Below are 26,316 nucleotides of genomic sequence, written 5' to 3'. Positions count from 1 at the left end.
ACTGATGGGTTTTTAGTTTATATTTTTATGCCAATAATCATAATATCATCTACCTGCACACAGTCTTCTTGCCAATCAGAAAGTTCTTTCAGGAGAATTTGTTTTTGTTCATCCATGGAAAAAGTCTGAATAGAAAGCAAGAGTTTTTGAAATTGCAGTGCTTTAAATTTTTTCTTTTCCGGACCACCGAACTGATCCGTGTATCCATCCGTAAACATGTAAATGGTGTCGCCCCGCTGAAGACTAATTTGCTGGTTATTAAATTCCTGCAAATGTTGGCCGGTGTAAATTCCAATTGGAAAACGATCTGGCATAAGCTTCACCAACTCATTGTTGCGTATGCGATAAACAGGTTGCCGGGCAGCGGCATATTCCATCACCATGTTTTCAGTATCGATGCTGATGAGAGAAATGTCCATGCCATCTTTAACGCCGTGACTGTTTAAGTTTTGCTGAAGCGTTTTAAAAATTTCGCTGCTTAAATCATTTAAAATTTCGCAAGGACGGGTTAAGTTTTTAGGACTAAGAGACTTGCTGATGATGTTGTGCCCAATGATACTCATTAAAGCTCCGGGAACTCCGTGGCCGGTGCAATCAGCCGCGGCTACATAAATTTTATTTCCTTTTTTCTCGAGCCAGTAAAAATCACCAGTAACGATAGATTTGGGTTTTAGAAGGAGAAAAGAATCCGGTAACACTGTGTGAAATGTTTGCGGCGAGGAAAAAATTGCTTCTTGTATACGTTTGGCGTAGGTGACACTGTCAAAAAGATCTTTATGCTGTTCTGCTATGGTAGCGCTTTGTTTTTTTAAGGAGGTAACATCGCTGAAGGAAGTCAGGATTAACTGTTTGCCACCAATCAGCAGAGTACTTGTAGTAACCAGGCAATGTACCTTTTTACCATTTTTATGATAACAGGTCACTTCCTCATTAAAAAGTTTACCAGTAGTTCTGAAAATCTCACCAACTTTCATAACTTCCTCTTCCCGTAGCGTGCCAAGAGCAAGATTACTCTTGCCCATGGCTTCCGCCCGGCTATGTCCAAACATGTTTTCAAACATAGGGTTCACTTCAACCAAAAGTGAGTTTTCAGTGAGGCACATGCCCCCTGGTGCAACATTAAATACTTTAAAGAAGCTCTCAATACTCTGCTCATAAAGCCTTTCAGGACTTCCTGGAATTTCAGCAAAAATATTTTTTGTGAGAGCGCTCATTATGGTACTGAATCTTAACGGGGTTAATTCGAAAAATTCAGTAGATAAAATTCGCGCTTAGTTGCTTAAGGGGCAACGTAGAAATAGCAGTAGACGCCTGCGTATTTCCACGAAATAATTTCGTGTTTGCGCAAACTACTTTGCGTATTTCCGCAAAAAAGGATGCGCGTTTCTACGACAGGCGGGGAGTGTTTTATCAAAATTATGCAACCAGCTAAACTTCAGAACAAAAATTAACCCGGAGTTCATAAAAACTCCGGGTTAACTATTAAACCTGGTAAAAAATACAGTATCAATCTATAATGCTGAAAGGCCTTTTAGAATGGCCGCTTCAACGTCTTTTTGAATGTTGCTGTAGTCTGATTTTATAAAAGATTTTCCGGTAACTTTTTCATAAAGCTCAATGTAGCGGTCACTGATTTCAGTTACCCATTCATCACTCATGGCAGGAATAGTTTGTCCTTCTTTGCCCTGGAAGCCATTCTCGATCAGCCAGCGTCGTACAAATTCTTTACTGAGTTGTTTTTGTTCTTCTCCTTTTTTCTGACGCTCCTGATATCCTTCTTGATAAAAATAGCGGGAAGAATCAGGTGTATGGATTTCGTCCATCAAAACAATCTCATTTTGAAAAAGACCAAATTCGTATTTGGTATCTACAAGAATCAACCCCATTTTGTTTGCAATTTCCTGTCCACGAGCATACAAAGCAAGTGTGTATTTTTCAAGTTGCTCGTAATGTTCTTTGCTTACGATGCCCTGTTTAATAATTTCTTCTTTGCTGATATCTTCATCATGTCCTTCGGAAGCTTTGGTAGTAGGAGTAATGATGGGCTGCGGCAATTTGTCGTTTTCAATAAGACCTTCCGGCAAAGTTACACCGCATAAAGTTCTCAGGCCACTGGCATAAGTTCTGGCAGCGTGCCCCGCGAGATATCCGCGTACAACCATCTCAACTTTAAAAGGTTGGCACATACGGCCGATACTCACATTTGGATGCGGTGTAGAAATTAACCAGTTAGGAACAATGTCGCTTGTTGCTTTTAAAAACTGTTCGGCGATCTGGTTCAACACTTGCCCTTTGTAAGGAATTCCTCTTGGCAGCACCACATCGAATGCACTGATGCGGTCGCTTGCGATCATTACCAGAATGTCGTTATTAATTGTGTATACATCGCGCACCTTTCCTTTGTAATAAGCGCTTTGTCCGGGAAGTTTAAAATCTGTTTTATCGAGTGTAGTCGTTGCCATATCTAAAAAGGCGAATTTAATAAATAAGACAGAATGTTTTAAGAAATGATATAAACGATTAATAAACGCTTGGGATTTATCAGCGGCATGATTCTTATAAGTCTTTCAAATTATGGAAGCTTCAAATTATTTTTTAGCATCCAGGCTATGATTCTCTTCTCGTCCCTGCAGTCGTGGCTCCGTTCACATCTTCCAGGTAACCAGACCTTGTTGTGTAAATTTGAACGGCTGAATGTTTCCACCAAGTGATTGAATGGCTTTTGCCACTTTTATTTTAGTAACAGCGGGACAATAAAAAAACATAAAGCCACCACCACCTGCGCCCGAGATCTTCCCTCCGGTAGCGCCATGTTCAAGAGCCATGGTATAGATAGAATCAATTAAAGTATTGGAAATACTTTGGGCCATATCTTTTTTATTTTTCCAGCCGAAATTTAAAATTTCACCGATCTTATTTAGTTCTCCGCGAAGGAGGGCTTCTTTCATTTGATGCGCCTGCTCCTTTAAATTGTGCATGGCATCTACACTTTTAGTGTTTTTATCGTTTACGTTTTTTACCTGTTCGCGGATAATGTTGGCCGAAAGCCTTTGTGTAGCCGTAAAATAGAGAAGAATATTGTTTTCCAGTTCGTAAATGATCTCTGGTTTCAGTTGTAAAGGATTTACAATGACCTTATCTTTTTCAAAAAATTCAATATAATTTATTCCCCCAAATGTTGCAGCGTACTGGTCTTGTTTACCACCTGCCATATTCAGATCTACACGTTCAATCTCGTACGCTAAATGTGCAATATCATATTTACCTAAAGGAAGATTCAGCCATTCTACAAAAGCGCCCAGCATTGATACAACCAGCGTTGATGAGGTGCCTAGTCCTGATCCCTGGGGCGCCTCGATGTACGAAGTTAAACGGAAGGAAAGAGGCTCAAGATTAAATTGTTTGATCACGCGATTGTACACGCCGATAAAAAGCTCGAATCCCTCACTAAGTTTAAGTTCCTTTTCAGTTTTTACTTTAAAATTTTTTTCGGTGCCGTCAATAACAAACTCAATAGTGCCATTAGTGAGTGGTTCTAAAGAAGCATAGGCATAAAGGTCGATGGTTGCATTTAAGATGGCACCGCCATAAAGGTCAGAATAGGGACTAACATCTGTTCCGCCGCCGGCCAGACCAATTCTTAAAGGAGCTTTGCTTCTGATAATCATGCGGCAAAAGTAATTAAAATATACGGGTTAGAGTTTTGAGCAGATCGACTGAAAACATTTATTTCATGTTAATAAACTGAAGCGGAATTTCATAATCACCCCTTCTACAAAGGGCTATAACTTCCTGCAGATCATCAATTTTTTTAGCACTTACACGAATAATGTCATCCATTATTTGAGCGGTAACTTTTATTTTACTGTCTTTAATGTCTTTCAATATTTTCTTGGAAGCCTCTTTCTCAATACCTTGTCTTACTTTAATGTCTTTTTTAATTAGCGGGCCACTTGGATAATGTTCCTTGCTTTCGTCCAAGCCGCGAGGATCGAGGCCCTGTTTGATCATACGGGAATGGATGGCGTCGATTATAGCATCGAGGCGCATGTCATTTTCAGTAGCGATATTTATAAGCAGGTCTTTTTTGTTTAATTCAATCGTGCTTTTACTATCTCTGAAATCCCACCGGTTTAAAATGTCTTTTTTCGCTACATTTACGGCATTATCTAATAATTGCGCGTCGAGTTTACTGGCTATATCAAATGAAGGCATATTCTTTTAAATTTACGTCCAAAAATAGGTAATTGATTTTAAACTCTAAGCCCCGAATTTAGTTGAAACATATTAACATCCTTGTCTTAAGTTTAGTTCTCACTGCCTGCAACATAGAAGAGCACAATCATGTATACAGGATCAAAAAACAAATTGTTTACGAGATCGCCGAAATGGATAGTACAGGAAATAAAAAAAATCCGGCTCACAATCCTGATACTTCCTACGTAGAATTTCTTTTCAAGACTTACGATCTGGTAAATATCAAGTCGCTGGATTCGAGTATAAAAGTTAATTTGATGTATGCCGATACGCTTAATTTTTTAAAGTACAATTTGTACGACGGTCTCCGCAATGCTTATTTTAACTGCGAAACAGCACTCAAAGTGGCGGCTGCTCAGTATTATTTAAAACAACTTAATCCTGATTTAAGTCTGCTGATCCTCGATGCTTCGCGCCCCCAACACATTCAGCAAATCATGTGGGATAGTTTAAAAATGCATCCGGATAAAAAAATAGTCTACCTTTCCCGCCCCGAGGAAACCTCGATGCACAATTATGGTTGCGCCGTAGATCTAACCCTCATAAACACCAGAACCAACCAATGGCTGGATATGGGCACAGACTTCGACTTTTTTGGAAATTTATCGGAACCTATTTATGAAGCAAGATTTTTAAAAAGCGGGGAATTAAGCCAGGAAGCTTACCAGAACCGGCTTTTGCTTCGTAAGGTGATGTTACTTGCTAAAATGAATCCTATTACCAGTGAATGGTGGCATTTCAGTTTGTGTACCAAGGCCGAAGCTAGTGCCAAGTATAGATTGATAAAGTAGCCACAGATTACACAGATCTTTTTTCCGGACTTTCAGAGTAAGTTAAAACTTAGTTGTGAAATCCTTTACATCGGTGGCAAAGTAGTGACAGGGAATCCAGATTCCAAAAATTACTAAAATCCAGCATCAGGTTTTGAATACTCCCAACTGTAGATTAACTTTATATACTCTATGGCATTTCAACTTACCTCCGAATTTGAGCCAACCGGTGATCAGCCGATGGCCATAAAACAATTAGTAGACGGAATTAATTCCAATACCCAGCACCAGGTACTACTTGGTGTTACCGGTTCTGGAAAAACTTTTACGGCTGCGAATGTAATTGCGCAGGTGGATAAACCGACGCTTGTATTGTGTCACAATAAAACTCTGGCAGCACAGCTTTACGCCGAGTTCAAACAGTTTTTTCCAAATAATGCTGTTGAATATTTTGTGAGTTATTACGACTACTACCAGCCGGAAGCTTATCTGCCAACTACCGGAACTTATATTGAAAAGGATCTGGCTATTAATGAGGAAATTGAAAAATGCCGTTTGAGTGCTTCCAGCTCTTTACTGTCCGGCCGTCGCGATGTGATCGTTGTAAGTTCAGTAAGTTGTATTTATGGTATTGGTAATCCTACGGACTTTAAGCAAAATATAATTGTTGTAGAAAAAGGTCAAACGATTTCAAGAAATAAATTGCTTTACAAATTTGTAGGGTCTTTGTATTCGCGCACTACTGGTGATTTTAACCGCGGAACATTTCGTGTAAAAGGAGATACCGTAGATATTAACCTGCCTTACGTGGACTTTTGCGTGCGGATTGTATTTTTTGGCGATGAGATTGAAAGCATAGAAACTTTTGACAACGTTAATAATCACATCATTAAAAAGCATGAGAGTTTTACCGTTTTCCCTGCGAACCTTTTTGTAACCGCTCCTGACACTTTAAAGAATGCCATGGTAAGCATTGCAGAAGACATGAAAAAGCAGGTAGAGTTTTTTTTGCAACAAGATAAAACTCTGGAAGCTAAACGTATTGAAGAACGTGTGAATTTTGATTTGGAGATGATGCGTGAACTTGGCTATTGCAGCGGGATTGAGAATTACTCTCGGTATTTTGATGGCAGACTTCCAGGCACACGCCCCTTTTGTTTAATGGATTATTTTCCAAAAGATTTTTTACTAATTGTGGATGAGAGTCATGTTACCTTGCCACAAGTGCGCGCGATGTTTGGAGGTGATTTGGCACGCAAAGTAAATCTTGTAGAATATGGATTTCGTTTGCCATCTGCATTGGATAATCGTCCTTTAAAATTTGAAGAGTTTTACAGCATCGTGAACCAGGTGATTTATGTTAGTGCTACTCCTGCGGAATATGAATTGCAGGAAGCTGAAGGAATTGTGGTTGAGCAATTGATCAGACCTACCGGAATTTTAGATCCTCTAATCGATATTCGCCCTTGCGCCAACCAGGTAGATGATTTATTGGATGAGATTCATAAAGTAGCTGCTTTGGACGAACGTATACTGGTGACCACCTTAACGAAACGTATGGCAGAAGAACTTACAAAATACCTCACGAAACTGAATGTCCGTTGCCGTTACATTCATAGTGAAGTAGATACTCTTGAACGGGTGGAAATTCTGCGTCAGTTAAGGGCAGGGATGTTTGATGTGTTGATCGGGATTAATTTATTGCGCGAAGGTTTGGATTTACCCGAAGTGTCGCTGGTAGCTATTTTAGATGCAGACAAAGAAGGCTTTTTGAGAAATGAACGAAGCCTTGTGCAAACGGTGGGACGGGCAGCAAGAAATGTAAACGGAAGAGTGATCATGTATGCCGACCGGATCACAGAGAGTATGCAGTTGACTATTGATGAGACCATGCGTCGTCGCAAAAAGCAGATTGAGTATAATTTTGTAAACAAAATAACTCCTGTTCAGGCTGGGCGTAAGAAAATGGCGCTCTCACAATTTGGTGGGGTAGAAGTAACCGTTAATGGAAAACTGGTAAAAGCCTATGCAGAATCTGAAGAGATAAGTTTAGCAGCTGATCCGGTGGTTCAGTATATGAATGCGGATGAATTGAAAAAACAAATTGGGAAAATAAAATCGTCGATGATACGCGCCGCAAAAGAAATGGATTTTGTGGAAGCCGCGCGTTTACGGGATGAAATGTATGCTCTGGAGAAGATGCTGCAATCTAAGGAGGAGTAACATACGTATTTCATAAATTTCACTCCTGTAAGGAGTGTTGTTACAAAAAATAATTCGTGTAATTAGTGTTTTTCTTTTTGCCAGGTCATCACGAAATCATTCATCACATAACCATTTCCGATATCAAAATCGGCAACACGCTCAATCTTAAATCCCATCTTAAAATAAAAATTAAGCGATTTAAAATTCTGACGGTTCACAGTTAAGGTTATTTTGGCGGGATTAATGGTTTTTTTTACTGCTTCGAACACCACTGCTCCGATGCCTTTCCCCGCTTTATTCTGATCGATGTAAAATTTATTGAGAAACCAGTCATTCTCATTTTCTCTGTGAACGGAAATGAAACCAATAGTTTCGTTTGCCGCTGCGATAAGAAAAAACATATGCCCTTTTTGAGTCATTTGTTCCTCAAGGCTCTCAAAACTGTACATTTTTTCGAGCATATAATTAATTTGCTGTTGACTTATAATGGCCGGGTAATGCTGATTCCATGTGAGTTCAGCCAGAGCTGCAATCAACGCTATATCTTTTGGTTCAGCGGGTATTAATTTTACATCCTGCATTAAAAATGTGTAAATTTGACTTGTGGCTAAGATAAGCAATACCGTTAATATAGAAAATCGCAGGGCAAAGTTTGACTACCAGTTTTTAGATACACTTACTGCAGGACTTGTATTGAAAGGAACAGAGATCAAAGCTATCCGTGAAGGAAAAGCAGGACTCTCTGATAGTTATTGTTATTTCAGGAATGATGAGTTATTCGTAAAGAATTTTCATATCAGTGAATATGCAGACGCTTCATTTTACCAGCACGAACCCCTGCGCGAACGCAAATTGTTGCTCACTAAACAGGAGCTCAGTAAATTGCTGAAGCGGGTAAAAGATTCTGGCTTAACGGTTGTTCCGATAAAACTATTTATCAACGATAAAGGTTTTGCTAAGCTGAACATTGCCCTGGCAAAGGGTAAAAAAGCTTACGATAAACGTGACGATATCAAGAAAAAAGACATTGAACGCGAAATGAACAGGAAATTTTAAGACGTGAAGATCAAAAAAATAGTCTACTTCAACCTTGCCATCCTCTGTTTGTTGATGGTTTCCTGCGATAAGGGCTATGATATTCGTTGTACAAATTATTATTTAGAGCCTTTAGATTCTGTAGTCGTTGGTGATAACATGATAGTATTTAAGAATGTAGGATTAGAGTCAAGTACTGAGTTTTCACACGCTAAAAGAGGGCAGTACGCAATAAAAATTATTACAAAATCAAAAAAGAAATTCAATTCAAGCATTTGGATTCCAGGCAAAGGAAGTGGCAAGCGCACTATCCAGATCGATGCCATTGAACAGATAAATATTCTCGAAGAATAAGGTTGTTAAAGAATCAAGCCTTAAGGTACTTCAATGATTCATGACAGCAATTACAAGGCGTCAGAACGCAAGAAAATAAATTGCAATAAAAAAAATCCCTAAATTAAAGTAACGATAATTTTGCGCTACAGTACTGTGTCTCTGCAGTCCACGCGGCCTGCATCTAAGTCTAATAAGCTCGCTTATTGTTTCCTTCTATGTAATTTACGAAAGCCTGGTTACTAACTTTGTTTCCACCCGGAGTGGGGAAGTTGCCACTGAAATACCAATCGCCGGCATTTTCGGGACATGCAGTATGCAAGCCGTCAATGGTTTGATAGATTAACTCAAAATCAGCTTTCAAATCTTTCGGTTTAATCAGATCAGCAATTTTTTTAGAAATCTGCTCATCGCTAAAAGAATTGTAGATTTCCTTTACCATGTTTATCTGTTCTTCTTTTGGTTTTTCAAGCTCAATTTTAGTGCGCTCATATACCTCCTGAATGAAGTTCTCTTTTCCACCTTCTTTTAAAAGCGCAATAGTGGCTTCAAAGGCAACAAACTTTTTAAGCACTGCCATATCAATACCGTAACAATCAGGGTAACGAATCTGCGGTGCAGAGCTCACTACCACAATTTTCTTTGGTTCGAGCCGGTCTAATATTTTTAAAATGCTCTGTTTTAAAGTGGTACCCCGAACAATACTGTCGTCGAGCACAACTAAATTGTCAACCCCTTTTTTCACCGTTCCGTAAGTAACGTCGTAAATTAAATTTACAAGACTATCGCGGCTTTCATCATCGGTTATAAAAGTACGCTGTTTGGCATCTTTTAAAACTACTTTATCAACGCGTGGTTTTGTGTCTAGTATTTTTTTAAGCTGAGCCTCGGTAAACTTGTTATTGAGTTTCAGAATTTCTTCGCGTTTCCAATTATTGGAATAATCGTTAAGTCCTTCTACGAGTCCGCCAAATGCCACTTCAGCAGTATTTGGAATATAACTGAAAACCGTATTTTCAAGATCGTGACCAACGGATTTAAGAACGGCCTGTGTTAAATTTTTTCCCAGTGAAATACGTTCTTTGTAGATGTCTTTATCGTTACCACGGCTAAAATAAATACGTTCGAAGGAACAAGCTAATTTTTTTTCAGGCTGAATAATTTCTTCCTCGGTTAAAGTACCATTCTTTTTAATAATGAGTGCATGCCCTGGTTTTACTTCATTCACTTTTTCGAAAGGAACATTAAAAACAGTTTGTATAACGGGGCGTTCGCTTGCCACTACAATCACTTCATCATCCTGGTAAAAATAGGCTGGGCGTATACCGTTAGGATCGCGTAGAACAAACGCGTCACCATGTCCGATCATTCCGCACATAACATAACCGCCATCCCATTTTTTACTACTTTCTCTTAAAATTGACGCTACGTCTATGTTGGCCTGAATGAGTTTGCTGATCTCGTAATTTTTATCGTTTTGTTCTTTGAATTTTTTGAAAAGCTTGTCATTTTCTTTGTCGAGAAAGTGACCGATTTTTTCCATTACCGTAACAGTATCCGCTTTTTGAACCGGGTGCTGACCAAGTTCTAATAAATGCGTAAAAAGTTCATCTACGTTAGTAAGATTAAAATTTCCTGCAACAACCAGATTACGGCTCATCCAATTATTCTGACGTTTAAAAGGATGACAGGCCGCTACATTATTTTTTCCAAAAGTACCGTAACGTAAATGACCCAGCAGAAGCTCACCCATAAAAGGGATATTCTCTTTTTGCCACTGGGCATTTTTATAAAGATCAGGTGAGTTTTTCTGCGCCTCTATAAAATTATTATTAATGTGCCCGAAAATGTCTTGCGTTGCTTTGGGTTTAATAGAACGCATGCGGTCAAGGTAAGTCGTTCCGGCGGGTACATCAAGTTTGATGGTAGCAACTCCGGCGCCATCCTGACCACGGTTGATCATTTTTTCCATAAGCTGGTAAAGCTTGTGCAAACCATACCTGGTAGAACCATATTTAGTTTTATAATAATCTAAAGGTTTTAATAACCTGATGAGTGCAACACCGCACTCGTGATGAATAATATCGCTCATAATAACCGGGCAACAAAGGTAGTCTTTTGATTCGGGAATTAACAATCGAAATTTAACAATTGTGAAAGGATAACAATCGTTTTTTTAGATATCTATTCCTATTTTTGAGATATATAGATGTAATGTGTATATTTGAAAAGTACATTTTTGAACTAAAACACGATTTTTAATTATGATAACAAGAAAACTTTTACTGGTTTTTGGATTTTTCTTTATTTTAAACGGAACTCAAACCTTGTTGGCGCAGATGGCGACCTATCCCATTATTTTAAATGAATATTGCGTGTCCAACACAGGTCCAATTGGGGCTACTGACGAAAAAGGTGTTCTCAATGATTACGTGGAACTTTATTGTAACCATACACAGTCTATCAGCCTTGCCAACTTTTATCTCACAAACGACCGTGTAAATCTGAAAAAATGGAAATTCCCTTCTAACTTTCCTGTCTTACAACCTCAGAATTATTACCTCGTTTGGCTATCTGGAAAGAATACAAACGACGGCGTTAACTTTCATACAAATTTTAATGTTGAGCAATGTAAAAATCAATGGATTATCATATCCAATGCGAGTGGCGTAGTTTATGATTCTATTTTTGTGTTGCCAACCAAAGGTGGTCACGTTCGCGGCCGTGTTGACTATGATAACATTGGCAACGGCGCCTGGAAACTTTTTACAAGCCAGTCTCCAAAGTTTGCGAACGGAACTCCTGCAGCAAATGGCTATGCTCCTAAGCCGAACATCTTCCTGAACACGCAGTTGACTTTTACTTCCAGCGCGAGTGAAGGGGTTTTTATACCAGAAGGATCGGCACCCCTTGCATATATCAGGTTGCAGGGCAATAATTACGATTCTACCACTTCTTGTTACAATGTATTTTATACTAAAAATGGTGATTACCCTGTTCCGTTTTACGACAACCTAACACAATCAGGCCAAACATACCGCTTTAACGATTCATTAGTTCCTATTACTCTGGAAGGCACAACAATGATTCGTGCCATAGCTGTGCCTAAGCTAAATAATCCAAATTGTCCGGTTAATACTTTACCAAGCTTTTGTGAGACAAATACCTATTTTATTGGCACGGAGCACAATGGATTCTCTGAAGAATTCGGGGTTATTTCCATAGCCCTTGATAAGGCTGATACCGCCTGGTTTAATGGCAGCCAGGGTGCTTACTCGCCTTCCGTGCATGTAGAATATTATGATAAGAAAAAGCAGATCAGCGAAGGGTATGGGATGATGACTAGACCCCCCCAGGAACAATGGATCACGTCACAAAAAGGGTTTTATATTCACAAAGACGACCGTTTAGGATCGGGATGTGATTTTGAAGGGGATATTTTTAACGTAGAAGGTCTGGGTACAACACCAAGAAGAGTGTTTCCAATCCTGCATGTAAAAGCAGGGGATTATGAAAGTCACTCAGGTTCTGCACTACAGGCTCCCGGAACGTCCTACGGAACGGGTATAAGGGATATAGTGATGCAATCAATCGCTGCTAAGAATAATCTGAATGTTAGTCCTCTTCACATAAAGCCCGTTGTAGCTTTTGTAAATGGAGCCTATTGGGGAGTATATGATTTACGAGAGGTTTATGACAAATATTATGAACAGTATTATAATGGTCAATCTTTAGATTCATTAGATCTTAACTTTGTTGTAAGAGGTTCAACGAACAGTCCTCAGGAAGGGTATGTGACGTACTGGGACGGATCTAAATCCAGTTTTGCTCCAACTTCGCATTTTAACACCAATGTTTACGATATCACCATGAAAAAAGTGGTGTCTTCAAACACAGCTGATTACCAAAAAGTAATGGCTAATATGGACAAAGCCAGTTTTATAGATTTTATGGCATTGAACAGTTATGCCATGAATAGTGATCTTTGGACTAACAACATTGCTCTTGCAAAAGGTGGTCAATCCAATAAGAATGGTGGAAAATGGCATTTTTATTTATGGAATATGCCATCTATTTTCAATTATACAGCTGTATCTCCTTCAGGTCAGCCGGTGTATCCAAATTATGCATTGCCTCCTTGTTATTTGTTTAACGCGGCGGGTGCAACAACACTTTATGTTCCAACCAGTAACGCATTGAATGGTCACGGTAACATCATGACCAAATTGATGAGAAATCCAACCTTTAAAGCTGAATACATTGCACGTTACCAGGATCTATTAAACGGACCTTTAAAATGTGAGAACATTATTAAACAATTGGATTATGTGGCTGCTCTTTATTCAAAAGAAATGAAATACCACGAAGATCCTGCCTCTGCTCCACTTCCAGGGAAATTTCCCTCTACTGACCAGTTGCACCTTTGGGACACGAATGTGAGTGTATTGAGAAAAGTAATTCAACTGCGTTGTTTTTACATGCAGGATGCTTTTAAAAATGGGAATTGTTTTGGTCTTACCGGTCCGTTTAATATCAGTGTGGACGTCAGACCAAAAGATGCAGGAAGTGTTCAACTGAATACAACGGTTCTTCCTTACTATACCTGGTATGGCGAATATCATCAATCTAACATCACTTTCAAAGGAATTCCAGCAAGTTCTTCAGATTACAAATTCCACCACTGGGAAATTGACGGACCAATTGCTACTGGTTTGAGCAGCGACTCTATCGTAGTGAATTGGAACACGGGAGGGAACGTTGTAGCTGTATTTACAGATAAACGTAATGATATTTCCAGCTCGGGAGATAATACAAACATTCCTTCAGGTTTTACGCCAAACGGTGATGGTCTTAATGACGATTTCCGTCCTTTGGGAAGTGCTGAATTTGCTACCGAGTATCAAATGACAATTTTTAACCGCTGGGGCCAGGAAGTTTTCAGAACAGTAGACGTATTTACAGCCTGGGATGGCAGATTCAGAGGTCAGGATGCACAGACCGGTGTTTATGCTTATTTTATCAGCTACAGAAATATTTACAATGAGCAAAAACTGGTAAAAGGAAATGTAACCTTAACCCGCTAACTGACTCAGAAATTTATGTTACAGGTAACAATCCTAAATAAAACGAATAACACGATCACGCAGCTGGTGGCAGCTGTTGCAAATTATAGTATATGAAGAAAATAAAATACCTTTCAGCTCTTTTGGTTTTTACTTTATCTGGTGTAGTGCACGCGCAAGACATTCACTTCTCACAGTTGTATGAAACCCCTTTGCTGATAAGTCCTGCAAACACCGGGTTTTACAATGGTTATTTCAGAGCTATTGCTAATTACCGCAACCAGTGGGCCGCTATGAATAATGCTTATCAAACCATGGGTTTGTCTCTCGACGGTGGATTATTCAGATCGAAAAAACGCCCGGCTTTTATGGGACTTGGTTTAACTATTTTCAATGATCAGGCTGGTGTTGCTAAAATCCGTAAAACATCAGCGCTGCTGAATGTAAGCGCTCTGTTAAAAATGGGGCGCAACAGCGCTTTAAGTGTTGGGCTTGCCGGCGGAACTGCTGCTACAAACGGAAATTATGACAAACTTACTTACGCTTCACAGTTTAATGGTAATTATATTGATCCGAATCTAGACTCGCGCGAAGCCATTTACAGACAATACACAACAGTAGACGTAGCTGCAGGTATAGCTTATGAATTTGCTACCTATAAAAGAGATCAGGATCATGATGATGTAAGGTCTTTCAAAATAGCTTTGGGTGCATTTCATTTAAACAGACCAAACCAGGAATTCGGTGCAGGATCAAAATCAAGAATGCCTGTTCGCTGGACTGCAGCGTTAACCTCGGTGCTGGATATTGAGGATACAAAATTTTCATGGAGTCCAACAGTAATGTACCAGGCTCAGGGAAGTTACAGTGAGCTTTACATGGGATCGTACTTTAAATACCGTATGAGTACAGGTACAAAAGTTACAGGTGTAAAAACGCAGAATGCTATCGGTTTGGGTGTATTTTACAGAAACAAAGATGCCATAGTAGCCAAACTTATTTTTGATTTAGGCGATTATGCCATTGGAATGGCTTATGATGCAAACGTTTCAGCGTATAGAACGGCATCAAAAGGTTTCGGTGGATTTGAGATTTCTTTGCGCTATAACAACCTTGCCAGCTCTTTATTTGAGTCGAGAAAAGAATTCAAATAAGAATTTTTTGATCTTCCTTTAAAGTACTTGCTTCTATCATGAAAAAATCTTCCTCCATTATTATTTTTATTCTGCTGCTTCTTGCAGGAGTTTCTATCTATATTTATAAAGCAAAATCCAAACCAGGAACGCTGGATGAAGAGTCGCGCAACTTCAAATACAGGGATACAGCAGCAATTACGAGAATTTTTTTGGCCGATAAAGACGGGCACAAGTCTGATTTAAAAAGAACGAAAACAGGCTGGGTTGTAAATGATAAATACAACTGCCGGGGCGATGCCATTTTAAATTTACTGGAGGTGATCAAACTGGTTGAGGTAAAAAATCCGGTTCCGAAAACTATGCGGGAAAGTACTTTAAAGTATATGGCAGCGCAGGCCATTAAAGTTGAGATCTATACCGGAGATGAGCGTGTACGGCAATATTACGTGGGCCACGAGACAGATGATTCAGAAGGCAGTTACATGTTGCTGAGTGATCCGGAAAACGGCGAAAACTACAAAGATCCTTATGTGTGCTTTATAGCAGGTTTTAAAGGATTCTTAATGCCACGGTACATTGTAAATGAAAATGAATGGCGCGATCGCCTGGTGCTTAATTACACGCCACCGGAGATGAAGCAGATCTCATTTCAGAATTACGAGGCACCGGCAGACTCTTCATTTGTAATTGATCTTATCAATGCCAATACATTCAGCCTGAAAAACGGGAAGGGGCAGCAACTGACTTATGATGATGCTAGGATGAGACAGTACCTGGTGTATCTTCAAAACATCTCTTACGAAGTATTGTTGACGAACAAAAGCAAGAAGTTACAGGATTCTTTAATGACAGTAAAGCCCTTCAGTTCTCTCACCATCACGACAAAGGACAATAAAGTAGAAAAATACAATTTTTTCAGAAAGCAATATACCAATGAAGATAATCCTGAGCACGGAGTGACTTATTATTATGATCCGGATCGGCTTTTCCTGAGTTTCAATAACGACGGGGAGTGGGCGCTTATTCAATATTTTGTGTTTGGAAAATTATTTGTTACGTCAAATTATTTTTCCGCTCAGAGTTCTGTTAAAAAATAGTTTAAAACTATAATCCCTTTTGCGGGGATTTTCCTTTGCTTACTGTAATTTCGCTTTTAAAATTAAGTCTATGAATTTTGTTGTTTCCGCGTCAACCTTATTAAAACATTTGAAATCTATTGGTGGGGTTTTAAACTCCAGTAACACCATTCCGATTTTAGATTGTTTTTTATTTGAGATAAATAAAAATGAGTTGACGTTATCAGCAAGTGATATGGAAACTACTATAACAACCACTGTAAAAGTAGATTCAAATGATAGTGGTAGTATTGCGGTTCCTGCTAAAACACTTTTAGATTCTTTGGCAAACCTTCCGGAGCAACCGATCTCTTTTATCGTTGACAAAACAAAACACTCCATAAAACTTAAAACAGAAACGGGTGATTACAATATCTCGGGACAAAACGGAACAGAGTATCCGAAGATGCCGAAGTTAGAGTCACAGACTTCAATTGTTATAAAAAGTGATGTGCTTGCAAGCGCTATCAACAAAACTATTTTTGCAACCGGTAACGATGATCTTCGTCCTGTTATGAGTGGCGTATTTTGCCAGTTCAGCGAAGTGAATTCTATTTTTGTTGCAACGGATGCTCACAAACTTGTACGTTACACCCGTAATGATGCAAAAGCAGGAGCTTCTGCCTCTTTTATCATGCCAAAAAAACCTTTGAATGTTTTAAAAACATTATTAACGGGTGTGGATGATGCAGTAAAAGTTGAGTTCAATAAAACAAATGCTTTATTCAGTTTTGGAAATGTAAATTTAATCTGTCGTTTAATCGACGGAAAATATCCGAATTACGAAGCTGTAATTCCAAAACAAAATCCTAATAAACTAACGGTTGACAGAAGTGCGTTTCTTGGCGCATTAAAACGTGTGAGCGTTTTTTCTAACAAAGCCACTCACCAGATCCGTGTAAAAGTTACCGGCAGTCAATTGCGAGTGAGTGCTGAAGATTTAGACTTCGCTAATGAAGGTCACGAGTTATTGACTTGTACTTATGTGGGTGAAGACATGGAAATAGGTTTCAATTCCCGTTTTCTTGTAGAGATGGTAAGTAACTTAGACTGTGATGAAATCGTTATCGAGATGAGCGCTCCAAACCGTGCAGGTATTATTTTACCGAATAATAAATCAAATCCGGGCGAAGATGTGCTGATGTTAGTAATGCCGGTGATGTTGAATAACTAGTTCTCGACTACGCTCGAACTGACATTTGACTACACTCGAACTGACATTTGACTACGCTCGAACTGACATTTGACTGCCAATCAGCTGGCCTTAACATCCACTGGATGTTAATCCTGCTCGAACTGACATTCGACTGGGCTCCCACTGACATTCTTCCAGGCTTGAGCTGACATTGCTTTCGCGATTGCCGGCCTTAACATCCACCGGATGTTAATCCTGCTCGAACTGGCATTCGACTGGGCTCTAAGAGACATTCTTCCAGGCTTGAACTGACATTGCTTTCGCGATTACCGGCCTTAAGATCCACTGGATTTTAATCCTGCTCGCACTGACATTCGGCTACCCTGTAACTATCCCACCATACTTGAACCGACATTGGTTGAGAACTTGCTGAATTTACATTCGCGCGGTATTAATGCTGATCTAAGATGGCCTTTAACTTCAAGCACTGTTGTCTCTATTTTTGTCACAACCATAAAACCCAAGTTATACTCGGAATATTTATTGAAAAGCCTGTCCATTCCGTACAAAGTTTACGAAGAACATTAATAGTCTGATGATGTGCAGGAGTTGAATATTCGTTGCCAAGCCCAGGGGTCCAGTTTATGTAAGATAGATATAACATTAATGCCTTTTGTCTAGCGATATTTTGTCGCGGAGAAGTCGTGCTCGCTATGAGTGCTAACTGGCAAATTAGCTTACTTTTTAATTTAGATCTTACACCTTAAGATTTTGAATATATCAGATGAGGATATGTTGAGGCAGGTCTACTATTTCATTTTTTGAATTGAAGATGAGGTCGCTGACTCCATTTGTGATCATTAACAGATCGGCTTTAACGGTGAGATTATAGCGGAGAGCCTGTTCTACTACCAAACGATCCAATTCGATATAAGGCGCCTTGCATTCTATAATGAGATAAGGTTTAAGCTCGCGGTTGTACACTACAATATCGTAACGTTTTTTAATATCGTTTAGAATGAGTTCTTTCTCTACAGAAATGGAGGATGCAATGAATTTTTTTTCGGTTACCAGGTAATTTAAAACATGCTGTCTTACCCATTCTTCAGGGGTTAAGACCAACCATTTTTTACGGATAAAATCAAAGATCTGCATTTGATTGCCTAGCTTTTTTAAACGCACAGCAAAAGGTGGATATTTAAGAGGGAAGTCCAGGGATGACAAATTTATTTTAAATATATTTACATTAATTGAATCGCTGCTATTTTTTTATCACTAATTAAGACAGATATGAAGACGAAAGAAGAGATTGTAAATAACTGGTTACCACGTTATACAGGCGTTCCCCTGGAGGCATTCGGGAAATATATCATTCTTGTAAACTTTTCGAATTATGTACATATGTTCGCAAAACAATATGGTGTAGAAGTGATGGGACAAGGGAAAGCTATGCTTAGCGCTACAGCCGAAAATATAACCATTATTAATTTTGGCATGGGTAGCGCCAGTGCGGCAACCGTTATGGACCTGCTTACAGCCATTCATCCCAAAGCCGTATTGCTGTTAGGGAAGTGTGGCGGGCTAAAAAAGAAGAACCAGATAGGCGATTTAATATTACCCATAGCAGCCATTCGCGGGGAGGGAACCAGTAACGATTACATGCCCCCGGAAGTGCCGGCGCTTCCGGCCTTCAGTCTTCAGAAAGCCATATCTCATACCATTCGTGTAAACGCGCTTGATTATTGGACGGGAACAATTTACAGCACAAACAGAAGAGTTTGGGAACACGATGAAAAGTTTAAAGATTACCTGAGGAGTTTACGTACTATGGCTATTGATATGGAAACTGCTACTGTTTTTACCGTGGGTTTCAGTAATGGCATTCCTACCGGGGCATTGATGCTTGTTACAGATCAACCGATGATTGCAGAAGGCGTGAAAACCGAACAAAGTGATTTAAAAGTAACGGAAGATTTTGTTAATACACATTTAAGAATTGGTATTGAAGCTTTAAAAGAATTACAAAATAAAGGCGTTTCTGTAAAACATTTACGATTTGAGTAAGCCGGGAAACTTATATAGCAACAAAGATCCCCGCTTCTTTATAGAGGGCATTCTGAAGGGAGATGTGGCAATTTTGAGTCGTGCCATTACTCTTGTAGAATCTCAGAATAAATCGCACCAGGATATAGCACAAAAAATTATTGACGGTATTATTTCTTCTTCCGGAAATTCCTTTCGCCTTGGAGTTACGGGTGTACCCGGTGTAGGTAAAAGCACTTTCATAGAAAGTTTCGGAAAAGAAGTGGTTAAACAAGGACGTAAACTTGCGGTATTGGCTATCGACCCGTCAAGCACCCGAAGTAAGGGAAGTATTTTAGGGGATAAAACCCGCATGGAGGAATTATCAACGATGGCGAACGTTTACATTCGTCCGTCGCCGAGCAGCGGCACTTTAGGAGGCGTTACAAAAGCAACTTACGAGACCATACTTTTATGTGAAGCCGCAGGTTATGATTTTATAATAGTTGAAACAGTTGGTGTAGGGCAGAGTGAAGTAGCAGTAAGTAAAATCACCGACTTTTTTCTTTTGCTTATGCTGGCAGGAGCAGGTGATGAATTGCAGGGGATAAAACGAGGAATTATGGAAATGGCAGATGCACTTGTGATTACCAAAGCAGACGGAGATAATTTGATCAAAGCAAAATCGGCAAGAACGGAATATGCGCATGCCATGCATCTTTTGCAAGCTCCGGAGAGTGGGTGGACTGCTCGCACAATGATTTGTTCATCTACCGAGAATACAGGCATTAAAGAGCTTTACGAAATGATAGAAGATTATAAAAATTTTACTACTTCTAATGCCTATTTCCAGCAAAAAAGAAAAGAGCAACAGTATGATCTTTTTTTAAACGCTATTGACGAGCAGTTAAAGGAACGTTTTTATTCAGATGAAACTGTTCAGCAAAAAATGCAGGAAATAAAAACGCGAACAGATCTTCATCCCTTTGCCCTGGCTAACCAACTACTGAACAATTTCCTGAAAAAAGAAAATTGATCGTGGAGTTCTGAACCCGGTTTTTGGTCAATCTTTTTCACAATACTCCTGATAATGGAGCCATTCGGTCGAAATTTAAGGGCAAAAAAGTGCCATTACCGTTAAAACTTAGTTATTTAATTGATTTGCAGTATGTTATACTTTTAATAAAAAAACTAATATTTATAAATATTTCTTTTTTCTTATCAAAAATTTTTTTTCTTTTGCAGGAATTAAAAAGCGAAAATTAAATCATAATATATGTATTGGACATTAGAATTAGCGAGTTGGTTAGAAGATGCGCCCTGGCCTGCAACAAAAGACGAATTAATCGATTACGCTATGCGCAGCGGAGCTCCAATGGAAGTGATTGAAAATTTGCAAGAGATGGAAGACGAAGGAGAAAGTTATGAAAGCATAGAAGAAATCTGGCCGGATTATCCGACTAAGGATGACTTCTTTTTTAACGAAGACGAATTTTAGAATTAAAAGCCCTGGTATAATCGGGGCTTTTTTTATGGCGTTTTTTTTAACTTCTGGCCTGTAATTATTCGATCGATTTATGGTTATAAATAATATAGCCTATATGAAAAAATGGTGAGATCGCGTTATCTTTTTGATCGTAATAGTTAATGCCGATACTGATAGGGCCAACGGCACTGTTGTATACAAGCGCTGCCATTCCTGACAAATAGCGGTATAAGAAAGGCGATGAATATTCTGCTTTTCCGGTTTTAGAATTTTCGCGGATAGATTGATATGGTTGAAACACGTATGCCTCAATACGAATGTCAAAACTTTTAGCCGGACTTGTAATAGCTTTCAGGCCACCTGCGAAATAATTATGCGCCCTGTATGCATCGAGAAAAAAAGTCTGACTTTCGGGAGTTGGATTAAAAACCGGTGCAGAGAGAATTGTAGATTTATAATTACTAAAAAAACTTTGGGTTGAATATACTCCTTCTAAAAAAAGGCCAAGCTTGAATTTTTTGAAGGTCCGGATATAACTGTCGAAAGTTAGTTTTAATTGCAGCCAGGCAGGTTGGTTTTTGTTTTTGAAAGTAATAGTGTCTGTACTTGTATTGCCTGGATAAAAGCTTTCCTGTCCTTTTAAATAACGTGCTCTGGCATTAAGATAAGTACCTTCGGTGGCATACATTCTTCTATTCAGTGTGTTTATTTTGTAGGCGGCCTGCATATACCAATAATCAAAATAACTAACGTCGGCAGTGTCTGTTTTCGAAAAATTATCTGTCTGGTAATATTGATTCTTCCATTCTGTAAATCCCCCTGCAACATTAAACTGCGATATATTGCCAACGGGAATGCCCGCTTTAAGTTCTCCGAATTTGTCAATCTGCACCAGGTAAGCAGGTTTTTCGAAATTATAAAAAAGCGCACTACTACTAAAATAATCCCAGCGTGAAATGGTAAAAGAAGGTTGAATAAAAAAAGGAATTCGTCCCGGGAAGTCAAAACGCACTTTTGCATGCGTGCTTGTATTTAATTTTCCGAGATATCCGTTGGCATAAGCGCTTATACCAATTCTTCCAAGGTAATTGTATTGAAGTCCGAGAAAGGCCTCACTTATTGGACGGTTAGAAATAATTGCTCCGGGTTCTATATAAAAAGGTTTTTCTTTTTTTCCAACCAGTTTCAGTTTATAATTACCTGTTGAAGAGTCGAGTTTGGTAACAGGAAACATAGTTTTGATCTTATCCTCACTGGCCAGCTGCAAGTAGCGTCTTTGAAGTTGTTCCAATGTAAAAGGTTTTCTCTTAAAAAATAAACTTTTAGTAATAAACTGAGTTTGTTTTTTATTAAATCCTACTACCTCCAGATCAACAAATTTAATGCCATCCAGCTTCTGGTATTTTTTATAGTCTTCTCTTTTTGCAGCAAGTGTTTCATCATTAGCACGGCGGGAAATTTGTTTTTTAATTTCGGGCAGAGCTCTTATTGTCGCTGCATAACCGCTATCGATAAGACGCTGTACGTTATCAAAATTAAAAACATTCACATCGCTCCATGGTTCAATAAGAGCACCTTCAAACTTCGGATTGTTGTTTGTCTGGCTCATGAGCAAACTCCTGATCTGTAAATACAAATTATCTTCGTCTGGTTTTACTGGTTTTTCCGAAACATTGGAGCCAATGATGTAATCGGGTTTAAAATCATTCTGCATCACATCTGTAGGAAAGTTATCGTAAAGACCGCCATCAAATAACAACTTTCCATCAATACTAATTGGTCTGAGGTAAAAGGGATAGCTCATACTGGCTCTGACAGCGCTCGGCAGATCTCCATTTTTAAAAATAACCGGTTGTTTGCATTCAATGTCGGCAGCCACGCAACGGTATGGTACAAAAAGACTGTCAAAGTTGTTATGCATTTTATTCGCAACCCCTGTAAAAGTTTCCATCAGGTAATAATCGATGGGCATAGAATTTATAACGTTGGTTGGAAGATTCTTTAAATAGTTGTTTCTGAAATCATATTTAAAAGTTACCCAGGCAGCATAATCATCCCGTTTTTTTACCATGTATTCATATTTTACAGGTAGTTCGCCCCGTAAAATACTTCCAAAAAAAGCAGTTTTAACAAGCCTCTCAATATCTTTGGGAGAATAACCTACAGCGTAGTAGGCACCTATTAGTCCGCCGATGGAGGTACCACACACGTAGTCAACCGGAATATTATTTTCTTCCAGAGCTTTTAAAACGCCTACGTGGCACATTCCACTGGCTCCGCCGCCACTAAGTACCAGGCCGATTTTTTGCGCTTGAATAGAACCGCAGGCGATAAAAAAAAGAAACGCTATGAGTATCAGTTTAGGGGTAATCACAAAAGGAATTTGTTTTGTAAAAGTACGGATATAACGCAGTATTTGTAATAGTTATTATAAGAATTAAGCCTGGAATTTAGCGGCGATGTTTTTGGGTGAATTATCGTGTAAAAAGAAGGTAGGGGCGACCTATTCCACTTCGGATAAAATATTATATTAGGGGCTGTAAACGTGATAAAATTTGTCTTAAAAAAATTATTTTATGGGCTGGTTGTACTTTTAGGAGTTATTACCACCATCTTCTTTTTGTTTAATGTTTTGCCAGGCGATCCGGCTTCGGTTATGCTTGGACAAAGAGCCAACAAGGATGCCATTGATGCGATTCACAGGGATTTAGGAACCGACAAACCAATAAGTAGTCAATACCTCAATTATCTGAATGATCTTTCTCCTGTTTCGCTTCATAACTACAGGGATGAGGGGGATCTTTCTTATCTCAATCCGGATAAATACGATTGGACCCCTTTATTTACCCTTGGGAAAAAAGAAGTAGTGGTTTTAAAATTTCCCTACCTGAGAAGGAGTTACATTACAAAAAAGAACGTCTCAGAAATTATTAAAGAAACCTTACCTGAAACGGCCGTCCTGGCCTTTGTAGCCATCATTATTGCGTCCGTAATTGGTATTCTATTGGGCATTGTAACTGCTGTAAAAAAGAATTCGGTGCTTGACCGGAGTATTTTTTTCCTGGCTACGGTTTTTGGTATGAGCGCTCCTTCGTTTCTTGTGGGGTTGATTATGGCCTGGTTATTCGGCTATGTACTGGCGGATTACACCGGATTAAATCCCTCGGGAAGTTTATTTGAACTCAACATTGATGGTGAAGAATTAAAATTGAAAAATCTTATACTGCCGGCATTAACTTTAGGCATGCGTCCTTTGAGCATTGTTATTCAATTAACCAGAAGTTCTTTGCTGGATGTTTTGTCGCAGGATTATATTCGTACCGCGAGAGCGAAAGGATTATCGTTTAGCAAGATTGTTTTTAAACATGCCTTAAAAAACGCTTTAAACCCTGTTATTACAGCTATTTCGGGTTGGTTTGCGGGTTTAATGGCTGGCGCAGTTTTTGTAGAAAAGATCTTCAGTTGGAAAGGAATAGGAAACGAAGTGGTAGAAGCTTTAAATAATAACGATCTTCCTGTAGTAATGGGAGCCACTTTAATTTTTGCTTCTATTTTTGTAATCATAAATATAGTAGTGGATATTATTTATGGCATTTTAGATCCACGTGTACGGGTAAAATAAATTGATCATGAGCAGAAAAAAAATTGTTGCAGGTAACTGGAAAATGAACTTAAATTGGGAAGAGGCGTTTGACCTGGCCTCTGCTATAAAAGAAAAATCAGGCACTATTGGTGGGATACAGAAAGTCATTTTTCCTCCTTTACCTTATCTTCAAATGTTAAGTGTTATTTTTAGAGAGGACCGTGATTTTTATATTGGCGCTCAGAATTGCAGTGAGCATGATAAAGGAGCTTTTACAGGTGAGGTTTCGGCTGCAATGATTCAATCGGCAGGTGGTAATTGCGTGCTGGTAGGACATAGCGAGCGACGTGCTTATTTTTCGGAAACCGATTCTCAACTGGCTTTGAAAATTGATCAGGCTTTAAAAAGTAATCTTAATGTTATCTTTTGTTTTGGAGAAGTGCTGGCAGAACGCAAAGCGGAGCAACACTTTGAAGTAGTAAGAAAACAATTGGAAAGTGTTTTAAATCATTTTCCGAAGGATAAAATAACACAACTCGTTTTAGCTTATGAGCCTGTATGGGCTATAGGTACGGGTGAGACAGCCAGCCCTGAGCAGGCCCAGGAAATGCATGCTTTTATAAGAAGGGTAATTGGTGAAATTTTTTCGGAGGATATCGCGAACGAAATGCCTATCCTTTACGGTGGAAGTTGCAATGCTCAAAATGCAAAAGAGCTTTTCTCTTGTCCCGATGTGGATGGCGGTTTAATTGGCGGAGCGAGTTTGAAGGCAGACGATTTTTGTATTATCATGGAATCTTTCTCATGAGTTATTTAGCATACAGGTTTACCGTAGAACCACCACAGCCCGGGTCAGAGATTCTTGTGGCCATGATTTCAGAACTAGGTTTTGAAAGTTTCGACTATTCTGATACAGGATTCACAGCTTATATAAAGGAAGAAGAAGCAACGACGCTTGATTTTTCAGAGTTTCAATTTGAAGATTTTGTATTTGCTTTTACGGTTGAAAAAATTGCGGCAACAAACTGGAATGCTGAGTGGGAAAAAAACTTTGAACCTGTTTTTGTGGATGATCTTTTATGTATTCGTGCTCCCTTCCACGAAAAAAACGCAACTGTAAAACAGGAAATTGTGATCATGCCAAAAATGAGTTTTGGCACAGGTCACCACCAAACTACAAGGTTGATGTGCCGGGAACTATTCTCTACAGAAGTAAAGAATAAACGGGTATTAGATATGGGTTGCGGCACTGGAATTCTTGCGATTCTCGCTAAGCAATTAGGTGCGGGTGATACTGTTGGAATCGACATTGATGAATGGAGCGTTGAAAATGCAAAAGAGAATTGCAGTGCCAATGGCTTTCCGGATATCCTTTTAAAGCAGGGAGATGTTGATCTGCTTGACAACGAAAAATCTTTCGAAATTATTTTAGCTAACATCAATAAAAATATTCTTAAAGCCCAAATTCCTTCTTATTCAAAGATCATGGATAAAGATGCGCTGCTCTTTTTGAGTGGTTTTTTTACTACAGACGTTGAAGAATTGACACAGGTGGCCAAAGCAAATGGTTTTGACTTTGTAAGAACAGTAAATGAAAATGAATGGGCCATGATGCAGCTCAAAAAAGTCTAAAAAATAAATAGAGGCGAATATTATTTTTCAGCGGTGAATTTGCAAGCCTCTGTATCTTTCTGATTATAAGGGTTTCGAGCTATCTTGCTTGAAGTGCAAAGTTGTTTTATGGATGCAAAAGCCTGTGCATTTTCTCTAAAATCTTACATGTGTAATGGCAAAAGGTTCTGTGGATTGCCGGTGGACTCTGATCGCTGTAATTTTACAGTAAAATAAGAATTATGAGAACAGAAAATTTACTCCCGCTACTAAATATTCAATCTTTTTACGATTTCGTAAAACTAAGTATAAGTGAACAAGTAAATCTTCTGAGAAAAGATGGTGTTTTTTTAGACCAGGATTCTGAAAAAGAGGGAATTACCTGCCTTTATTTTCTGCAAGGTTTTTTTGTAGAAGTGGTGTTTGGAGGCGAAGCAAGTGAGATTCAGGATATTATTCCCTATAAACAAGGCTACAGAATTTCGATGCTGATAAATGCAAGCAGAAAGCACTCCGCAACGCACAAAACCACTATTGAATGCTGTGCTAACTGACTGACAAATGC

General features: G+C 38.9%; 24 protein-coding genes. 16 read left to right on the top strand and 8 right to left on the bottom strand.

What is annotated here, in order from left to right; all coding sequences use genetic code 11:
- Positions 1 to 17: 17 nt before the first annotated feature.
- From CNR22_05405 to CNR22_05390, 4 genes are all read right to left on the bottom strand, one after another.
- Positions 18 to 1,214 carry a hypothetical protein gene (locus CNR22_05405; protein PBQ31224.1) on the bottom strand — a complete coding sequence of 399 codons (1,197 nt, stop codon included), beginning with the start codon at positions 1,212 to 1,214 and terminating at the stop codon, positions 18 to 20.
- Positions 1,215 to 1,511: 297 nt separating this feature from the next.
- Positions 1,512 to 2,462: a phosphoribosylaminoimidazolesuccinocarboxamide synthase gene (locus CNR22_05400; protein ID PBQ31223.1), complete on the bottom strand. Its 951-nt coding sequence runs from the start codon at positions 2,460 to 2,462 to the stop codon at positions 1,512 to 1,514.
- Positions 2,463 to 2,645: 183 nt separating this feature from the next.
- Complete coding sequence (locus CNR22_05395; protein PBQ31222.1) at positions 2,646 to 3,668, bottom strand: dehydrogenase; 1,023 nt, start codon at positions 3,666 to 3,668, stop codon at positions 2,646 to 2,648.
- A 58-nt stretch (positions 3,669 to 3,726) separates the two neighbouring features.
- On the bottom strand, positions 3,727 to 4,215 hold the full coding sequence (locus tag CNR22_05390) for a YajQ family cyclic di-GMP-binding protein (GenBank protein ID PBQ31221.1): 489 nt from the start codon (positions 4,213 to 4,215) through the stop codon (positions 3,727 to 3,729).
- A 62-nt stretch (positions 4,216 to 4,277) separates the two neighbouring features.
- On the opposite strand from CNR22_05390, the gene CNR22_05385 reads away from it, so the two are divergent.
- Together CNR22_05385 and CNR22_05380 are read left to right on the top strand one after the other, a co-directional pair.
- Positions 4,278 to 5,048, top strand: a complete 771-nt coding sequence (locus CNR22_05385) for a peptidase M15 (protein PBQ31220.1) — start codon at positions 4,278 to 4,280, stop codon at positions 5,046 to 5,048.
- 171 nt (positions 5,049 to 5,219) lie between these two features.
- Positions 5,220 to 7,250: an excinuclease ABC subunit B gene (locus CNR22_05380; GenBank protein ID PBQ31219.1), complete on the top strand. Its 2,031-nt coding sequence runs from the start codon at positions 5,220 to 5,222 to the stop codon at positions 7,248 to 7,250.
- Positions 7,251 to 7,312: 62 nt separating this feature from the next.
- Here CNR22_05380 and CNR22_05375 read toward each other — a convergent pair whose 3' ends face one another.
- Positions 7,313 to 7,852: a GNAT family N-acetyltransferase gene (locus CNR22_05375; GenBank protein ID PBQ31218.1), complete on the bottom strand. Its 540-nt coding sequence runs from the start codon at positions 7,850 to 7,852 to the stop codon at positions 7,313 to 7,315.
- On the opposite strand from CNR22_05375, the gene CNR22_05370 reads away from it, so the two are divergent.
- Both CNR22_05370 and CNR22_05365 read left to right on the top strand, forming a co-directional pair.
- On the top strand, positions 7,845 to 8,288 hold the full coding sequence (locus tag CNR22_05370; protein PBQ34827.1) for an SsrA-binding protein: 444 nt from the start codon (positions 7,845 to 7,847) through the stop codon (positions 8,286 to 8,288). The genes CNR22_05375 and CNR22_05370 overlap by 8 nt on opposite strands.
- A gap of 54 nt (positions 8,289 to 8,342) precedes the next feature.
- On the top strand, positions 8,343 to 8,621 hold the full coding sequence (locus CNR22_05365; protein PBQ31217.1) for a hypothetical protein: 279 nt from the start codon (positions 8,343 to 8,345) through the stop codon (positions 8,619 to 8,621).
- Between the two features lie 169 nt (positions 8,622 to 8,790).
- Here the strand turns inward: CNR22_05365 and CNR22_05360 are convergent, their stop codons facing one another.
- On the bottom strand, positions 8,791 to 10,692 hold the full coding sequence (locus tag CNR22_05360) for an amidophosphoribosyltransferase (GenBank protein ID PBQ31216.1): 1,902 nt from the start codon (positions 10,690 to 10,692) through the stop codon (positions 8,791 to 8,793).
- Positions 10,693 to 10,864: 172 nt separating this feature from the next.
- Between CNR22_05360 and CNR22_05355 the strand changes: the two genes are divergently transcribed.
- The 4 genes from CNR22_05355 (at position 10,865) to dnaN (ending at position 17,088) form a co-directional block, all read left to right on the top strand.
- Positions 10,865 to 13,684, top strand: a complete 2,820-nt coding sequence (locus tag CNR22_05355) for a hypothetical protein (GenBank protein ID PBQ31215.1) — start codon at positions 10,865 to 10,867, stop codon at positions 13,682 to 13,684.
- A 92-nt stretch (positions 13,685 to 13,776) separates the two neighbouring features.
- On the top strand, positions 13,777 to 14,817 hold the full coding sequence (locus tag CNR22_05350; protein ID PBQ31214.1) for a hypothetical protein: 1,041 nt from the start codon (positions 13,777 to 13,779) through the stop codon (positions 14,815 to 14,817).
- Positions 14,818 to 14,855: 38 nt separating this feature from the next.
- Complete coding sequence (locus CNR22_05345) at positions 14,856 to 15,896, top strand: hypothetical protein (protein PBQ31213.1); 1,041 nt, start codon at positions 14,856 to 14,858, stop codon at positions 15,894 to 15,896.
- Between the two features lie 70 nt (positions 15,897 to 15,966).
- Positions 15,967 to 17,088 (top strand): DNA polymerase III subunit beta, encoded by a 1,122-nt coding sequence (gene dnaN, locus CNR22_05340; protein ID PBQ31212.1) that lies wholly within the window; start codon positions 15,967 to 15,969, stop codon positions 17,086 to 17,088.
- Between the two features lie 741 nt (positions 17,089 to 17,829).
- Here the strand turns inward: dnaN and CNR22_05335 are convergent.
- Positions 17,830 to 18,204 (bottom strand): restriction endonuclease subunit R, encoded by a 375-nt coding sequence (locus CNR22_05335; GenBank protein PBQ31211.1) that lies wholly within the window; start codon positions 18,202 to 18,204, stop codon positions 17,830 to 17,832.
- A 135-nt stretch (positions 18,205 to 18,339) separates the two neighbouring features.
- Here CNR22_05335 and CNR22_05330 point away from each other — a divergent pair, with 135 nt between their 5' ends.
- Genes CNR22_05330 through CNR22_05315 form a run of 4 tightly spaced genes read left to right on the top strand, consistent with a single transcriptional unit; the run spans position 18,340 to position 20,569 of the window.
- Entirely contained in the window at positions 18,340 to 19,113 is a 774-nt protein-coding gene (locus CNR22_05330; protein ID PBQ31210.1) for an AMP nucleosidase, read from the top strand.
- A complete protein-coding gene (locus CNR22_05325; GenBank protein PBQ31209.1) occupies positions 19,097 to 20,107 on the top strand; it encodes a methylmalonyl Co-A mutase-associated GTPase MeaB in 1,011 nt (336 codons plus the stop codon). The genes CNR22_05330 and CNR22_05325 overlap by 17 nt, the downstream gene beginning before the upstream one ends.
- Positions 20,108 to 20,130: 23 nt before the next feature.
- Positions 20,131 to 20,337 (top strand): hypothetical protein, encoded by a 207-nt coding sequence (locus CNR22_05320; protein ID PBQ31208.1) that lies wholly within the window; start codon positions 20,131 to 20,133, stop codon positions 20,335 to 20,337.
- 10 nt (positions 20,338 to 20,347) lie between these two features.
- Positions 20,348 to 20,569 (top strand): hypothetical protein, encoded by a 222-nt coding sequence (locus CNR22_05315; protein ID PBQ31207.1) that lies wholly within the window; start codon positions 20,348 to 20,350, stop codon positions 20,567 to 20,569.
- Positions 20,570 to 20,633: 64 nt separating this feature from the next.
- On the opposite strand, the gene CNR22_05310 is transcribed toward CNR22_05315, so the two are convergent.
- A complete protein-coding gene (locus CNR22_05310; GenBank protein PBQ31206.1) occupies positions 20,634 to 22,931 on the bottom strand; it encodes a hypothetical protein in 2,298 nt (765 codons plus the stop codon).
- 171 nt (positions 22,932 to 23,102) lie between these two features.
- On the opposite strand from CNR22_05310, the gene CNR22_05305 reads away from it, so the two are divergent.
- The 4 genes from CNR22_05305 (at position 23,103) to CNR22_05290 (ending at position 26,305) form a co-directional block, all read left to right on the top strand.
- On the top strand, positions 23,103 to 24,179 hold the full coding sequence (locus tag CNR22_05305) for an ABC transporter permease (protein PBQ31205.1): 1,077 nt from the start codon (positions 23,103 to 23,105) through the stop codon (positions 24,177 to 24,179).
- A 7-nt stretch (positions 24,180 to 24,186) separates the two neighbouring features.
- Complete coding sequence (locus CNR22_05300; GenBank protein ID PBQ31204.1) at positions 24,187 to 24,948, top strand: triose-phosphate isomerase; 762 nt, start codon at positions 24,187 to 24,189, stop codon at positions 24,946 to 24,948.
- Positions 24,945 to 25,772 carry a 50S ribosomal protein L11 methyltransferase gene (locus CNR22_05295; GenBank protein PBQ31203.1) on the top strand — a complete coding sequence of 276 codons (828 nt, stop codon included), beginning with the start codon at positions 24,945 to 24,947 and terminating at the stop codon, positions 25,770 to 25,772. Before CNR22_05300 ends, CNR22_05295 begins: the two co-directional genes overlap by 4 nt.
- A gap of 221 nt (positions 25,773 to 25,993) precedes the next feature.
- A complete protein-coding gene (locus tag CNR22_05290) occupies positions 25,994 to 26,305 on the top strand; it encodes a hypothetical protein (GenBank protein ID PBQ31202.1) in 312 nt (103 codons plus the stop codon).
- Positions 26,306 to 26,316 lie beyond the last annotated feature (11 nt).

Source organism: Sphingobacteriaceae bacterium (assembly GCA_002319075.1).
Taxonomy (GTDB): domain Bacteria; phylum Bacteroidota; class Bacteroidia; order B-17B0; family Aurantibacillaceae; genus Aurantibacillus.
This window is presented reverse-complemented; position numbering and strand designations above follow the sequence as displayed.